The organism is Streptomyces sp. AC550_RSS872, from assembly GCF_019049285.1.
Taxonomy (GTDB): Bacteria; Actinomycetota; Actinomycetes; order Streptomycetales; family Streptomycetaceae; genus Streptomyces.
This window is the reverse complement of sequence record NZ_JAGMUL010000015.1, coordinates 308,285-323,779: the sequence shown is the minus strand read 5'-3', so window position 1 is coordinate 323,779 and position 15,495 is coordinate 308,285. Positions and strand designations below refer to the sequence as shown.

The window sequence follows — 15,495 nt, the reverse complement described above, 5'->3', positions numbered from 1 at the left end:
ACAGCGATGAGTTTCGGCAGCACGCTGGGTCTACGCAGCGATGAACCGCACCTGAGGAGGAACGCCATGACCGCCACCTACACCTTCGACGTGTTCTGCAGCCTCGACGGCTACGGCGCCGCCGGCGGTGACTGGACCGGCTACTGGGGTAAGCAGGGCCCCGAGCTGCTCGACCACCGCCTCGCCGTGTACGGCGAGGAGCAGCGGATGGTGTTCGGTGCCCACACCTATCGGGCCTTCGCGCAGATGCTGGCCGAGAGCACCGAGGAGTCCGACGTGCGTGCCCCATGGGTCACCCGGATGAGGAACCTGCCGACGACGGTCGTTTCGACGACCCTGGAAGGCCCACTCGACTGGCCGGACGCGACCCTTGTGAGCGGTGACGCCGTGGATGTCGTCGCCCGGCTCAAAGAGGAGTCCGAAGTGCCGTTGCGCTCGCACGGCAGCCTGTCGTTGAACCGGGCGCTCATGGCCGCTGGCCTGGTCGACCGCTTGCAGGTGACGCTCTTCCCGGTCATCACCGGTCGGACCGGGTCGGACCCGATCTTCCGGGGCGCGGCCGACTTCGACCTGGAGCTGCTCGAGAACAGGACGCTCGACGGTCACATCCAGGAGCTCGTCTACCGGCCCGTCCTCCATTGAGTGGCGGCACCGTCGCACCCCTGACCGGTCATGGCGGGAGCTCTCCGCCGACGATGTCAGTGCTTGAGTTCTTCCAGCAGCCGGGTGGCCGCCATGGCCCACGTCCGCTTCTCGGCCAGCGCCGAGCGTACGGTGGCGGCGTCGGCGAAAGCGGCATGCAGGTTGCCGAGGGCCAACGTGATCGCGATACGCCAGTCGTCGACGTTGGCGTCCTCGTGCCGCTTCCCGTTCCGCACCGGCACCACGAGCCGGTTGATCATCTCGGGCATGTCCTGGGAGAGCAGTTCCTCCAGGAGCCGGCCCAGACCGCTGGCGCCGCTGATCAGGACGGGGGTGCCCGAGGTGATCGCCTCCAGGCCGGCCAGGCCGAACCCCTCGACCCGTGAGGGCATCAGGACCAGGCTGGAGGTGCGCAGGTCGTCCCGGATGGCCGCCAGATCGTCGGTGAAGTTCCGGGGCAGCACCTTGACCGCCGGGCAGTCGGCGATGTCCTCCAGCCGTTCCTTGAGCGCCCTGCCCTCCCCGGGCTTCGCCCCGCGGACCAGGAGTTCCACCTCACGGTGCGGGCTGCGACCGCTCATGGCCGCGCCGACCGCGCGCGCCGCGAGGTCGACTCCCTTGATCCCCTCGTCGGACAGTCGGCCGAAGAGCAGGATCCTGGGGGTGCCCGGCGGTCGGGTGCGAGGCTGCGCGCTGAATCCGTCGGGGGCGTCGAAGCCGGGGTCGAGCCGTACCGGGGACGGGATTCCCTCCCTCTCGTGCACATGGCGGGCGAACCAGTCGTGCAGCAGCGGTCCGACGCAGACCGTGAGCTTCGCACCCCGTGCCAGCGCTACCTCGGCTTTCCCGCGTTCCTCGGCCACCGCCGCCTCGTCCACGGTGGTCCCGGGCTCGTGCTGTTTGTGGAACTGGGTGTCGTCGGCGGACATGTGGATGAAGTGCACCCGCTGTGCGTTCGGGAAGTGCTGCTGCTGCATCACTCGCGCGTGGTAACCGGTGATCAAGCTGTGTCCGACGATGATGTCCGGCTCCACCCCGCCGGGCAGTTCCGGCTTCAGCATGAGGCCTTCCTGGCGCGGCCGCCCCTCCTCCACCGGTGCGGCGACCAGCGGTACCTCGTACCGGTCGGCGTCCTCCGTCTCCTTCGCCGAGGGCTCGGGCACCAGGCAGTACGTCTCCAGGCCCAGGGCGGTGAACGCCCGGCACAGGTAGCGGCTGAACGCGCTCAGACCTCCCTTGGAGGGCAGCCACTCGTCGGCGACCACCAACACCCGTTGCCCAGAGGGGCCTTTGGACAGGGCGGTTCCGGAGGTCTCCGGCTCCGGCTCCGTCTCCTCGGTCCACTCCGCGCCGTTCCACACCATGGGCGCGCTCACCCACTCGCTGCCGAGGACCGGGCCCAGCAGCGCGGCGGCCTCGGCGGGGGTCTCGCTGTCGATCCGCGCCACGGCGCCCGTCTCCCGGTTGACCAGTTCGACGCGGACCGAGCCCGCCACCGCGGGCGGAGCCGACGCCAGCCATCGCGCGATCTCCTGGGACGCGCGGCCGAGTTCACGCTCGCCGTCCTCGCCCGCCACGCCGAACGCGTTGACCACGACAGCGGTGACGACATGTCCGCCCGCTTGCTCGGGGCCGCGATCGCCCAGGTCGAGGCCGGGCTTCGCCGAGAGTCCCGAATCCCGGAAACGTGTGTAGAGGACTTTGATCTGTTCGCCGATCAGGCCCGAGGCGGACTGGACGATCAGAGACATGAGCACCGCTTCGACCATGCCCTGATGATGTCAGAGAACCACGGTTTCGCCCTCCCTTCGCCAACTCCGCGTGATTGCATGACCACGTGACATCACGTCCCGGAACCCCGCTCCTGGAAGCCCTGTTGGCGCCTCGGGCCGTGTTCCGCGGCATACCGGGCGAGCCGGCGGATGCGGAGATCTGGCAGCGCGCGGCCCGGGCGGCGAACGAACTGCACAAGCTCGGGCGGTGGAGCGAACTCGCCGGGTTCTACAGCGATCTGGCCGATGACGCGTGGCGGGAGGGCCGGTATCGGCGGAGCCTTCGGCTGCTGCTGGCCGCCCGCGTGGTCGCCGTCCGGGCGGGCGACGACGCGAAGGTCGTCGCTGTGACGAGCCTGCTGGCCATGCGACACCGGCTGCGGGGCGGCTTCGTGGTCGCCGAGACATGGGATCACGCCCAACTCGCCCGCCCTCTCCAGGAGTCGACGGCCAGGGCGCACGCGGTCGCCTGGCGTGAACTGGCCACGCTCCGGGGGCTGACCGGGGAGTACCAGGAGGGCATCGCCTCTTGCGAGCAGGCGCTCGAGGTGTGCCGAGCCTTCGCGGACCGGCCCGGGATGGCCCTGATCCACGTACAGGTTCTGCTCGAACGCAGCCTCGGTGAACGGCTGTCGGGACGGCTGGACCTCGCGCTCGCGACGCTGGCCGAGGCCCGGGCCCTGGCCGAGAGGCACGAGGGCGAGGTGAACGATCTGACGCGCGGCATGATCGCCGTACGCGAGGCGCGGCTGTACGTCATGGTCGGAGATCCGCGGACGGGTCTTGCCGCATATCTGCGCGCCGAGGCCCTGTTCACCGGGGTGAGCGCGGACAACCTCGTGATCACCCGGATTTCCCGGATCGATTGTCTGAGAGCGCTGGGCCGCACCGAGGACGCCCTGGCGCTGGCCGACGAACTGGCCGAGGAGTGCGAACAGGCCGGTGAGCACTCCAGGGTCGGCCAGGTCCTGCTGGAGCGGGCCGACATCCAGTACGCGGCCGGGGACTTCGCGGGCGCGGCGGCCACGGCCCGGCGTGCCGGACAGGGGCAGCAGGACGACGGCTCCCTCGAAGCCCTGCGTTGGCGGCGGCATCTGGCGCGCGCCCTGCTCGCCTCCGGCGGGGACCAGCGCGAGGCGGCAGCCCATCTGGGCGTGATCCTCTCGACCGCCTGCCGCCCGGACCGTCAGGATCTGGCGCGCACCTGGCAGGCCCTCCACGAGGCGCTGTCCATCTCCGACGAGTCCGTGCTGCCCTCCGCCGTCTGGTTCGCCGCCGGACGTGGCGCGCTCACCGGTGCGGAACTGCAACGCGATCTGCTGAGTGCCCCTGAGGCCCGCTGGGGTGTGCACGCGGAGCGCGAGGAGGTGTACGCCGCGGCGATTCGGCTGCACTCCGCCGTCGCGGATCACGGCGCCGTCGCCCAGGTCATGGAGCTGGGCCGGGCCGATGTGCTCAACCGGATGCTGCTGGACGGTAGTTCACTGACCCGCTCGCTGACCGGACTGCCGCTGCTGCCCCCACCGGCCGACGACGACCGGCTGCACGACCTGTTCGAGCTGGGCTCGGATGTGGCGCGGGTGCTGGCGGGCGGGAGCGCCGACGAGGTCGCTGTCCTGCCCCTGCCGGGCGGGCTGCCGTCGCCCGAGGACCTGGACGCGCTCGCGGACGTGGTCGTGATGGTGCAGCTGGGCCACGGCACCACGGGCTGGTGGTCGTCGACAGCCGTACGCGAGCGGGGTGGCCGATGGCGCGCGACGGTGGAGCCGGTGCCCGCGCGGCTGAACACGTGGATCGGGCGGATGGCCGCCGGTACCCCGCTGCCGCCACGAGGCATGGCACGGGCCGTGTGGCGGGCGCTGGGCGAGATGCTGCTGCCCGCCCCGGAGATCTGGCAGGGCACGCCCGAAGCTCCGCGCTCGGTCGTGATCTGCCCGGATCCCCGTCTGTGGCATGTGCCGTACGGTGCTCTGCTGCGCGGCGACACCGCACTGGTGGACGTGGCGGAGGTGACGCTGACACCGAGCCTGCGCACCTTGTGCCTGGTCCGTGACCGGGCCCGGCGGGCCGCTCCGACGGGGCGTGGTGCGGGGGTGGCGGGCAGCCTTCTGGACGACGCGCTGCCCGCGCACTCGCGGGAGCGGGCGGCGTTGGACACCTGGCCCGGCGGGCACCGGCCGCTGGGCAGCCTGGCCGACGTGGCGGATCTCCCGGACCCGGCCCTGCTCTATGTCAGCGGTCATGGCGCCGCCCCGGGCGATACGGCCCTGGGCCCGTCCGGGGTCACCCTGGACTCGCTGGCCACCCTGCCGCTGCCCGAACTGCTGCTGCTCGTGGGCTGCTGGAGCGCCACCGCGGCCAGCCGCTACGGCCGGGACCCGCTGAGTCTCGCCGTCGGAGGGCTTCTCGGGGGCGCGCGGACGGTCGTCGCCGGTGTCGGCCGGATCGGTGAGCAGGCCGCCGCCCGCATCGCCGCGGAGACCCTGCGGTACGTCGCCGAGGGGATGCCGGCGCGGTCGGCGCTGCGGACGGCCGCGCGGGCCCTGCGCGACCGGCATCCCGAGCTCGGCCCGTACGACTGGGCCGGCATGTGTGTGATGGGAGCCGGAGACTGATCCCGGGTCAGGCGGTCGCCGCGGGCCGCAGGCCGGGCCGGGGTTCGAAGGCCGACGCCGAGACATCCCGCGCGAGCGTGGTCCCATGGACGCCGTACGTGTCGATCGCGTCGACCCGCAGGACGAGGCAGAAGCGTTCCGTGCTCGCGAGCCGGGCGGACAGCTCCCGGTAGGAGCGGCGCAGGAAGACCATCGCCGCGTGGTTGGTGACGGCGCTCTGGCCGCAGACGACGAACACGGGTCGCGTCGCGGACGACGGCCGGAACTTGGCGACGAGCACGTGCTCGCGCCGCCCGCGGTCCCACGGGAAGGACTCCTCCCCCACCACGAAGGCCATGGAGTCCGGCCGGTCGCTGAAGGACCGCACCTCGATGCCGGGGAGGTTGTGCTCCAGGTGCCCGGCGGTTCGAACGTTGGAGCCGTTCTCCGGGCCGCCGATGCAGAACTCCGCGCAGGGTCCGTTGCTGTCGCGGAAGTCGCCGCTGACGCGCATCGACACCTCGCAGCCCAGTTCGCGGGCCAGCACGACGGCCTCGACCATGGCCTGCACGTCGTGGTGCGCGGCCACTCCCGGCCGGTCCCACTTGTGGTTCATGACGACAATGCACGTCTCGCCCGGCCGCATGCCGAAGAACCGGGCCTTGCGGTGCAGCGCCCGTGTGTTCCGCCCGCGCTGCCACAGCCAGACGAACACCGCGCTGAGCATGCTGGTGAGCAGTCCGATCGCCACGTTCAGCGTGACCCCCGCCACCGCCGCCCCCTCCGTCGGTCCCCCGTCCGACGGCGTCGGTGTGACGTCGTCGTTGTGACGTCATTCTCCCGGTTCGGACGGGTGTCTTCCAGAGTGCTACAGGTCAGAGTGCTCAAGGTCCCTGAAGAGGTGCGGCCAGCCGCCTTCCGAGGCCGCCCGTCGACGCTCGTCGAGGATCTTGTGGACCGCCTTCTGCACCTGCGAGCCGAACCCCGGCTGTACGGCGACGGCGTCGAGCGCGGTCTGTACCCGGCGGTTGCGGCTGACCGGCACGTAGTGCAGCAGACGCGCCGCGAACCTGTCCTCCAGGAGCGGCAGTTCCTCGAACAGACGTAGATGCCCGGCGACGCCGCAGCCCGGTACGACGGTCCGCATGGCGGCGCGCCACGCCCGGGCCACCTTCTTGAGCGGTGCTGATCCCAGTCTTCCGTTCTTGAGGCCGCGGCCCATGCGGAGCAGCAGGTCGAGGGCGTCGTCGCCGGTGAGCGGGTCTGTCCGGATGTCACCGACGATCATTTCGGAGATCTCGATGAGGCCGTCCTCGTCGACCGGCTCCGTGAACGCGAGGCGGAACATCTCCTCGACGTCGTCCACCGTGCCGTGCACGCCGTACCACCACAGGCACCAGCGCCGGGCCCTGCGCCCGTCCTCTCCGACGCAGTCGATGGTGGCGGTGCTGTCGGGGCCCGCGGTGGTGTCGCCTTCGGCGCCGCAGACGCCGCGCAGCAGCCGCAGGGCCTCGTCGGGCGGGTACGCCTCGCGGGTCAGTCCGGCGCCGACGAGTTCGACGAGCCAGCCGACCGCGGGGCCGTCGGGGACACGGCGGATCCAGCCGGAGAGTTCGGGCCAGGCGAGCGGGACAGTGGCGCCGGTGTGTGCCACTGCGGCGAGACGCGAGGTGAGGGATCTCAGACCGGTGCGGGTCTGCTGGTTCATCGTGCGGGGCCGGGTCTTCGGCACCTGGGCCCGCAGGTCGGTGAGCGTGGACCGGGTGAGGCGGTCGAGGGTGCCGGCCTCCAGCGTGACGTTCTGGGCCAGCAGGGTGCGCAGCCGGTCGAGTTCGCCCATCCGCAGCAGGAGGTCGGCCAGCACTCCGGTCTCGTGTGCGGTGGGGGTGTGCCGTCCGAAGGGGTCCGCCCACGTCGTGATGTCGGGGCCGGACACCCGGAAACCGCCGGGGAGTTCCTGGAGCACCTCACCGGCCTCGGGGATGCCGGCGGCGGCGCCGCGTACGAGCAGGGGGCGCAGACATTCCCGGCCCTGCCAGACCAGCTTCGGGTCGACGGTCCCGGCTGTCCACGACGTGGCCGCCCGGCCGGCCACGTCGGCGACATACGGCAGCGGCAGGTCCAGTTGGCCGAGGGCCGTACGGACGACCTTGGCGCGGGCCTCGGCGAGGTTGTCGTCCTCTCCCTTCACGGGCATGCCGTCCCGGAGCCACTGCACGGCCAGGTCGCGGACGGCGCTGCCGACGGGGGTGTCGGAGGCGAGCAGCCTGACCAGAGCGCCGTGCGAGAGGTCGGTCACGTGCTCGCGGCGGGTGATCCGCACCAGCAGGTCCACGACCGGGGCCGGGTCGGCGTCGGCCGGGCTCGCGGTGGCGATGGCGGTGAGGAGCCCCCCGAGCAGCGAGCGGTCGGCGGTGGTGGGCTCGGTCCCGGACCGGAGCCGGGTGACGAGTGCCGTGAGCCTGTCGACCAGTTCGGGCAGGTCCAGGGTGTGCAGGTGTGGCAGCAGTACGGCCGTGTGTGCCCTGATGAGGACGGTCGAGGTGACGGTCGTGTCCCCGATCATGGCGTTCGCCCAGTCGGCCCAGTGGGAGGGGTCGGTGTCGCCATCGGCCAGGGTCGCCATCCTGGTCAGCATCTGGGCGACGTACTGGAACCCGGAGCGGTCGAGGGCGGCCGCGGCCACCTCGGTCACGAGCGGGCCGGCCTGCTCCGGCTCCCAGCGCAGCAGGGAGACGAGGAACCTGGCCAGTTCGCCGCGGGTCGACAAGAACTCCTCGCCCGCGACGGCGCGTTCGACGAGTTCCAGCGCGGCGACCGTGTCCAGGACCTGCGCCGAGTCCCTGGGCAGCAGCCGCTCCAGGACTTCCAGCACGGTGATCCAGGCCAGGTCGGAGCGGCGGGAGGCCGTGGTGAGCACGGCGATGTCACGGCGGCCGTAGGGCCGGGCCGGCGACGGCAGCAGGGCCAGGAACTGGCGCAGGGCGGGCAGCGGCAGTCCGTCGGCCGAGCCGAGGAGGCGCAGCAGATCCGGCATGAGCTCGTCGGTCAGCAGCGAGCTCTGGGCGCACACGGACAGGACCGCGCGGCGCAGTCCGTAACGGACTACGGGGTGATCGCCGAGCGGGTCTCGTGTGTCGTCGGTGGCCCGGGCGAACTCCCGCAGCAGTTCTCCCAGTACCTTCTCGGCGGCCGGCGCGACGCTTTGCGGCCGGTCCGCGCACAGCCACGCCTGTTCGAGGACGGCCAGCAGGAAGTAGTCGTCACCGGGCAGGCCGCGCAGATGGCGCACCAGGGCGCGCAGTCCGGCGCCGCCGCGCCGGTGGACGAGGGCGCGGCTCGCGGCGTACTCGAAGAACGTCTGGTGGAAGAACTGGAAGACGCCGCCCGAGAGTTGGCCCACGCCCCGGCGGACCAGGAGGGCGATGTCCCGGCCGAGGTCCTGGGAGGTCAGGGAGTCGGGCAGCCGGACCCGGTCGACGCGCGCCTCGGGGACGCCGGTGCGGAGCATCTCCAGTGCCAGGGCCATGGCGGCGGCGCCGAGGTCGCGTTCCTGTTCGTGCTCGTGCTCGTGTTCCGCCCGGATGCCGGTGCGGTCCCAGGAGCGGCGGTCGCGGGCCACCCGGTGCTCCCAGTACGCCTCGTACAGGCCGGTGGTGTCCACCACGTCGGGCACCCGGGCCGGGGTGTAGATCTCGAACAGCATGCGCAGGGTCAGCGGGCGCAGGCACAGCGGGTTGAGGGAGATGTCCCGGGCCGCGATCGTCAGCATTCCGGTGATCAGGTCCTCGCGGATCTCTGGATCGCTGCTGAAGAAGGCGCTGTGGGCCAGGACCGCGCGGTCGAACTCGCTCGTCGCGTACGCGTCCGGCCCGCGCTGCGTCGAGTAGTCGGACAGCTCCCGCTGCCGCCAGGACGAGGGCAGTTCCTTCGCCTCAGCCACCCTGGACGTGAGGACGACAGCGGCGTCCGCCGCCGCCGACTCCACGACGGTTACCAGCGTGTCCCACGCGGAGTCGCTGTTCACGACGACGTCCACGGTGTCGATCAGGACCGTCACCGTCCGTCCGTCCCGCCGTGCCTGTGCGATCGACGCGAGGAGCATCTCCTGGTCGACCCGGGTGGTGCCGGTGTCGTCGGGCACGAGCCAGGTCGCTTTGAGGAAGAAGACCTCTCCGCCCGGCTCGCACCGGCGCCTGGCCAGGCTCCACAGCAGGCTGGTCTTGCCGCAGCCGGCGTCGCCGGTGACGACGAGCGGGGTGTCGCGGTCGGCGTCGAGCAGTTCGAGCAGTTCCTCCTCCAGGTCGCGCGTGACGTACAGGCCCGCTTCGAACTGGCTGTGCTCGCCGTCGGCGAAGACCGTGCCCGAGACGGTTCCGGCCGCGCGCCGGGCCCGAGCGCTGAGCCGCTGGAGCCGGGGCAGTGGATCGTCGGGCCGGAATGCCAGTACGGCGTCCCGCGCGGCCCCGGCGGTGTCCGGTGCGGCCGCGGCGGGCAGTGGGGCGCGCGCTGGAGGGGCGGCGGACGTGAGGCGACCGGGCAGGTCCGTGTCCTGTGTACCGCGCAGGTCCACGGGTGACAGCAGGGCGACGCTGCCCGTGGCCTCGCCCTCCACCAGCAGGGGTACGAGTCGGCTGCGCGCGGTCGCGTGGTCGAGGTCGTGGACGACGAAGTCACGCTCGGCGGTCTTGGCGGAGTCGGCCAGATAGGCCGGGCTGACGACGGCGAACACCCGGCCGCCCCCCTCCACGTGTTCCCGCACGGTGCGGTGTCCTGGCACGCCCGAGTCGGGTTCCAGGAACACCCGGTGCCCTGCCTCGGCAAGGATGGCGTGCACCCGTTGCGCCCAACTCCTGTCTTCCGCCACCCAGCTCAGCATGATCGCGGGGCCGTGCGTGGGACCGGGGACCACGGCCGCGAGGTCCGCGATCCAGGGGTGCGGCCCGTTCTTCACCGCGCTCGCGACGGCGGCCGCCGTAGGGCCCCGGCCGACCGCTCCGGCCATGTCCTCGTGGATGCCGACGAGCCGTCCCTGTACGTCGACGAGGGGCGCCCCACCCGATCCGCGCGCCGTGCGGACGTTCCGGTAGTGGATGTGGGCGCCCTCGGAGTCCGACTCCGTCACCGCCGGGACCGCCGCGCGCAGGCGTGTACCGAGAGGGTGGTGCAGGAGCAGCAGCGGGATCCCGGCACGGAGATCGTAGGGCGCCGGGTCCAGCGCGTAGTGCCCGCGCGGAACGGCAGAGCCCTCGCAGCACTCCGCGGGCGGCACCGGCCCGTCGGTCCGCAGCAGCGCGAATCCGTCCTCGGTGTCCGGTCCACCACCGAGGAGTTCGGTCAGCCGCACCGTGATCCCCGCCCCGCACAGCCCCGCCGATGCCCGCCCGTGGAAGTCGAAGCGGGCCGCCGTGGCACCCTTCGGCCGCCGCCCCGGCACGAGGGCGTGGCGCAGTACATGGCCGGCGGTCAGGAGCACATCGGGCTGGACGAGCACGCCTGTGCCGACCGGCCGACCCTCCACCTCGACGACGGCGACCCGTCGCCGGGCATCATCCACGGCCCGGGCCAGTTCCCCTGCATCCGCCCGTCCCGCCGATGCCCGGGTGACCGCCTCCAGGTCAGGTGCGTCCAGAAGGTCGGCGAGTCCTCGCTCGGAGTCTTCGCTCCCGGCCAAGACGAGCCCCTCCGGTCGACGGCGGTGGAGCACGCGCTCCTTGCGGGGATCGTACGGAATCCCCGCGCCGTGGGGAGGGAGTTCATGGAGTGCGAGCTGCTGTTTCCGGGCGGTCGCCGCGAGGGTGCGCTCGGCTCCGTGGTGGGGCGGCGTGGGGCCACGGAGCCTCCGCAATAACCCGTTGGCGGACCACGGCGACCGTTGCTAACCTCCCGGCGGCCGTGCGAGAGAACGAGGAGGTGGTACCCGTGAACGCAGTATCGACATGGGTGCTCCCCTCCGGGGTCACGGTCGGGCGATAGGTCGTCCGGGAGCGCCGTTCAAAAGCCCTCCCGAAAGGCACGACCGTGCAGTTCACTTCTGAAATGCGCCTCGACGACGGCGTACTCGAACGCGAATTCACCCTCGGCGAGATCCCCGGCACCCTGTGGACGCCTGGATCCGAACCGGCCCCGCTGGTCCTGATGGCCCACAACAACGGCCTGCCCAAGGCGGACCCCCGGCTGGTGGCCCGGGCACGCTACACCGCGGCGCGCGGCTTCGCGGTGGCCACGATCGACGCCGCCGGGTGCGGTGACCGTCCCCGTTCCGCCGCCGATGAGCAGGTCCGTGCCGACCTCCGGCGGGCGATGCAGGCCGGCGAACCGGTCGACGGCATCTTGGAATCCTTCGTCGGCCCGCTGGTCGAGAACGCGGTCCCGGAATGGCAGACCACTCTGGACGCCCTCCTTGAGCTGCCCGGAATCGGCGGCACGGTCGGGTACTCCGGGGGATGGACCGCCCTCGGCATTCGGCTGGCGGTGGCCGAGCCACGCATCGCGGCCGCGGGCTTCTTCGCCGGGGGGTACGTGCCCCGTGCCCTGCGCGAGGAGGCCCGGCAGGTCACCATTCCGCTGCTGTTCCTGCTGCAATGGGACGACGAAGGGAACCCCCGGCAACGGGCCCTGGACCTGTTCGACGCCTTCGGCAGCAAGGAGAAGACGCTGCACGCCAATCCGGGAGGGCACACCGGCACCCCGTGGTTCGAGCTGGAGGACGGGTGCCGGTTCCTGGACCGGCACCTGAAGTGAGGCCGGTGGATCACCGTACGTCCCGCAGCTGAAGAAGGTACGTCGCAGTCAACGCAACAGCACGGTCCACGTCGTGCGACAACTCCACGAGGGCACGCGACGCCCTCGCCCCCGGGATGCCCGCCAGGGCCTGGGTCAGCCGTCCGCGGGCGGGCGCTTGCGTCGCGTCGTGGGCGAGGCGATCGACGAGTCGGCTCGCGAGCTGATCCGCCGCCTCGGTGTCGCTCGCCAGCACGCTGAGTGCGTCTGCTGCGTCGGTGTCGTTCCTTCCCTCCACGATCATGTCGATGAGCGTGGGGACCGCATCGGCCACGCCTCGTGCCCCCAGTGCCAGGGCCGCATGGCCGCGGACCACGACGTCGGGGTGCGCGAGGGCATCGCGCAGGTGCGCGTTCGCCTCCTTACTCGGCATCTCGACGAGGGCCTGTACGGCGCGTTCGCGCACCGCGTACACCGGTGAGCCGAGGCCCTCCGCCAGGAGTGCCGTGCCGGCGTCGTCCGATCGCGCCAGGGCCCATCGAAGGGCTCCGGCGACGTTCGGCTCCGTCTCGTTCAGTGCTGCCTCGACCAGGGCCTCCACCGGGACCGGAAGATCGTGGGCGGCGGAGAGGGCGGCGCGCTGGCGCGCGTCGGCGCTGTTGGACTGAAGTGCCTGGAGGAGGGCGACGACCTGGAGGACGTCCTCCCAGCCGGCGGGGTCCGCGGCATCGATCCGGCGTAGTCGGGTGAGCAGTTCGCTCTCCGCCGCGATGCGGTCGCGGGTCTGGCGGATGAGGTCGCCGACGAGTGCGGAGGGGGTGAAGCCGGGGTCGTCGAGTGCGCGGCCGATCTCACGCAGCGACAGACCCAGCGACCGCAGGCTCTCGATGTGGAAGATCCGCTGGATGTCCTCCGCGGAATACTCCCGATAGCCGGAGCCGGTACGGCCCGAAGGACGTACCAGCCCCAGCGACTCGTAGTGCCGGAGCATGCGGGCACTGACCCCGGACCGTCGCGCCATCTCACCGATCAACACGTCCTATTGTCCCTCCTGGCCGGACCCGCCCAGGGCCACGACGCGCTTCGCCTCCTCGATCGCGTACTCGAATCCGGTGTCCGGGTCGCGCAGCAGCCGTTGGGTGGCGAGCGCGTGCGCGCGTGCGCGTGGGTCGGGCGCCGACGTCGTCACGGCGAGCAGGGCCGGCACGATCACTTCGCCCAGCGCGACCAGCGCCCGGCTGAGACTGAGTTGGGTCTCCCGGCCACCGCGTCCGAGCTGGGCCGCCAAGGCCGTGGCCAGCCCGGGCTCCTCGCCTTCCGGCACGAGCACGACCGCCGCCCGCCAGGCGCTGCGCGCGACCTCGTCGTCGGCGTCGGACAGGAGCGCACGTGTGATCGCCGGCCACGCCTTCCGGTCCCCGATCTTGGACAACGTGTGCAACGCCTGGCTGCGTGCCTGCGCACGCTCCGAGCGGACTTCGCGGAGCAGCGCGGGAAGTGTCAGGGACAGCGGGTGGCGGGTGAGCGCCCAGGTCAGCATGTCGCGGACGAAGAACTCGGGCTCGATCGCGCATCGCTCGATGAGCTTGCCGACGAACCGCGGGTCGGGTTTCGTGCCGGCCTCCAGTGCGGCCCGTAGTCGTACGGACGAGCGGCCGTCCTCCAATCCCTGGAGCGCTCGTACCGCGTTCGTGTCCTGTCCCGTGATCGTCATCGCGACCACCTCCTCGGCAGGCAAGTGAAGGGCTTGTCACCGTGTCAAGGTCAAACAGGCCCACTGCACGTGCGCCGGGAGCGGGGGCGTCAGCGGTGCTCGGGGTTGTCCGCGCCCGGGCGGCAACCCGCGTCCCACTGCGAGCGCTGGTTGCCGTACGCGGGAATGCCGCCGGCGCGCTTCAGCAGGGCCGCGATGTGCATCAGGTTCCAGGTCATGAAGCTGGTGTTGCGGTTGGTGAAGTCGTTCTCCGGGCCGCCCGAACCCGGGTCGAGATACGACGGCCCGGGGCCGGCCGCCCCGATCCAGCCGGCGTCCGCCTGGGGCGGGATCGTGTAGCCGAGGTGCTGGAGGCTGTAGAGGACGTTCATCGCGCAGTGCTTCACGCCGTCCTCGTTGCCGGTGATCAGACAGCCGCCGGCCCGGCCGTAGTAGGCGTACTGCCCTTGGGAGTTGAGCAGTGACGAGCAGGCGTAGAGACGCTCGATGATCCGCTTGGTGACCGAGCTGTTGTCGCCGAGCCAGATCGGGCCGGCGAGCACCAGGATGTCCGCGGCCATCACCTTCTCGTACAGGCCCGGCCAGGCGTCGGTGGCGATGCCGTGTTCCGTCATGTCCGGGTGGACGCCGGGTGCGATGTCGTGGTCCACGGCGCGGATCAGGTCCGTTCTCACACCGCCGGCGTCCATGACGGCCCGGCTCTTGTCGATCAGGCCCTGGGTGTGGCTGACCTGCGGGGACGGTTTGAGCGTGCAGTTGATGTACAGGGCGGTCAGGTCGTCGTAGCGGTACGGGGTGTCGGTGGAGGGTGAGGTGGTCATGCGGGCAGCGTCTCGCGGGACTTCTGCTTTGTCCCGGTCCGACGCGCCCTCGCATGCCTTACGGAGTCATGACGTGCGGGCGTGGAACCGGGGCGCGCCGGCCGTACCGACCTAGCGTGGGCGTATGCGTGTACTGGTCACCGGCGGTGCCGGGTTCATCGGGTCCCATGTGGTCGAGGCGCTCGCGGCGCGCGGGCACGAGCCTGTCGTGTTCGATGTGCGCGGCGATCCCGGCGCCGATGTGCGGGACCCGGTGGCCGTGGGTCGAGCTCTGCGCGGTGTGGACGCCGTGTGCCATCAGGCCGCGATGGTGGGGCTCGGCAACGGGGTCGCCGACGCGGCGGAGTACGTCTCGCGCAACGACCTGGGGACCGCTGTGCTGCTCGCCGCCATGGCGGAGGCGGGCGTACGGCATCTCGTGCTGGCCGGGTCGATGGTCGTCTACGGGGAGGGGCGGTACGCGTGCCCGCGTCATGGTGTCGTACGGCCCGGGCCGCGTGCCGTCGCCGACCTCGACGCGGGCCGGTTCGAGCCGACGTGCCCGGTGTGCGGGGACGACCTCTCCCCCGGTCTGGTCGGCGAGGACGCCCCGGCCGATCCGCGGAACGTGTACGCGACGACCAAACTCACCCAGGAACACCTGGCCGCCGTCTGGGCCCGCTGCACCGACGGATCGGCGCTGTCGCTGCGCTACCACAACGTGTACGGCCCGGGAATGCCCCGCGACACCCCGTACGCCGGTGTCGCCTCCTTCTTCCGCTCGGCGCTCGCCCGGGGCGAGGCCCCACGGGTGTTCGAGGACGGGCGGCAGCGGCGGGACTTCGTGCACGTCCGGGATGTGGCGACGGCCAACGCGGTGGCGTTGGAGGCGGCGGCCGCCCGGGGTGTGCTCACCGCGTACAACACCGGCAGCGGTGAGCCGCACACCGTCGGCGAGATGGCGCGCGCGCTGGCCGCCGCCCATGGCGGGCCCGAGCCGGTCGTCACCGGTGAGTACCGGCTCGGGGACGTACGGCACATCACGGCGGACTCGTCGCGGCTGCGCGACGCGCTGGGCTGGAAGCCGGAGGTGGGGTTCGAGGAGGGCATGACGGAGTTCGCGCGGGCCGGGATGCGCGGCGCGTAGGGGGTGTTTTGAAAGTCCCGTGCGGTGCCCGCGGTATTCGGTGCGTGCCCTCGGCGTGCCGGACGAAGGCCCTCGTAGCGGAGCTACTTGGGCCTTTGGCCGG

Annotated in this window: 10 protein-coding genes; 4 read left to right on the top strand and 6 right to left on the bottom strand. The window is 71.8% G+C overall.

What is annotated here, in order from left to right; all coding sequences use genetic code 11:
* Positions 1 to 66 precede the first annotated feature (66 nt).
* Positions 67 to 642, top strand: a complete 576-nt coding sequence (locus KUM44_RS07770; RefSeq protein ID WP_217207015.1) for a dihydrofolate reductase family protein — start codon at positions 67 to 69, stop codon at positions 640 to 642.
* A 56-nt stretch (positions 643 to 698) separates the two neighbouring features.
* Here KUM44_RS07770 and KUM44_RS07765 read toward each other — a convergent pair whose 3' ends face one another.
* Positions 699 to 2,411, bottom strand: a complete 1,713-nt coding sequence (locus KUM44_RS07765) for a glycosyltransferase family 4 protein (RefSeq protein ID WP_217207014.1) — start codon at positions 2,409 to 2,411, stop codon at positions 699 to 701.
* 68 nt (positions 2,412 to 2,479) lie between these two features.
* Here KUM44_RS07765 and KUM44_RS47130 point away from each other — a divergent pair, with 68 nt between their 5' ends.
* Positions 2,480 to 5,029, top strand: coding sequence for a CHAT domain-containing protein (locus tag KUM44_RS47130; protein WP_217207013.1), 2,550 nt, complete (start codon positions 2,480 to 2,482; stop codon positions 5,027 to 5,029).
* 7 nt (positions 5,030 to 5,036) lie between these two features.
* On the opposite strand, the gene KUM44_RS07755 is transcribed toward KUM44_RS47130, so the two are convergent.
* Together KUM44_RS07755 and KUM44_RS46730 are read right to left on the bottom strand one after the other, a co-directional pair.
* A complete protein-coding gene (locus KUM44_RS07755) occupies positions 5,037 to 5,780 on the bottom strand; it encodes a hypothetical protein (protein ID WP_308402526.1) in 744 nt (247 codons plus the stop codon).
* A gap of 96 nt (positions 5,781 to 5,876) precedes the next feature.
* Positions 5,877 to 10,682 (bottom strand): TIR domain-containing protein, encoded by a 4,806-nt coding sequence (locus KUM44_RS46730; protein WP_217207012.1) that lies wholly within the window; start codon positions 10,680 to 10,682, stop codon positions 5,877 to 5,879.
* Positions 10,683 to 11,029: 347 nt separating this feature from the next.
* Between KUM44_RS46730 and KUM44_RS07745 the strand changes: the two genes are divergently transcribed.
* Positions 11,030 to 11,752 carry a dienelactone hydrolase family protein gene (locus KUM44_RS07745; protein WP_217207011.1) on the top strand — a complete coding sequence of 241 codons (723 nt, stop codon included), beginning with the start codon at positions 11,030 to 11,032 and terminating at the stop codon, positions 11,750 to 11,752.
* A gap of 10 nt (positions 11,753 to 11,762) precedes the next feature.
* On the opposite strand, the gene KUM44_RS07740 is transcribed toward KUM44_RS07745, so the two are convergent.
* The 3 genes from KUM44_RS07740 to KUM44_RS07730 all read right to left on the bottom strand — a co-directional run bounded on the left by KUM44_RS07740 (position 11,763) and on the right by KUM44_RS07730 (position 14,266).
* Positions 11,763 to 12,767 (bottom strand): MerR family transcriptional regulator, encoded by a 1,005-nt coding sequence (locus KUM44_RS07740; RefSeq protein ID WP_217207010.1) that lies wholly within the window; start codon positions 12,765 to 12,767, stop codon positions 11,763 to 11,765.
* Between the two features lie 3 nt (positions 12,768 to 12,770).
* The gene (locus KUM44_RS07735) at positions 12,771 to 13,445 is read right to left on the bottom strand and encodes a HEAT repeat domain-containing protein (protein WP_217207009.1); all 675 of its coding nucleotides are present in this window, start codon (positions 13,443 to 13,445) and stop codon (positions 12,771 to 12,773) included.
* An 89-nt stretch (positions 13,446 to 13,534) separates the two neighbouring features.
* Positions 13,535 to 14,266, bottom strand: coding sequence for a flavodoxin family protein (locus tag KUM44_RS07730; RefSeq protein WP_217207008.1), 732 nt, complete (start codon positions 14,264 to 14,266; stop codon positions 13,535 to 13,537).
* Positions 14,267 to 14,390: 124 nt separating this feature from the next.
* On the opposite strand from KUM44_RS07730, the gene KUM44_RS07725 reads away from it, so the two are divergent.
* On the top strand, positions 14,391 to 15,392 hold the full coding sequence (locus KUM44_RS07725; RefSeq protein ID WP_217207007.1) for an NAD(P)-dependent oxidoreductase: 1,002 nt from the start codon (positions 14,391 to 14,393) through the stop codon (positions 15,390 to 15,392).
* Positions 15,393 to 15,495 lie beyond the last annotated feature (103 nt).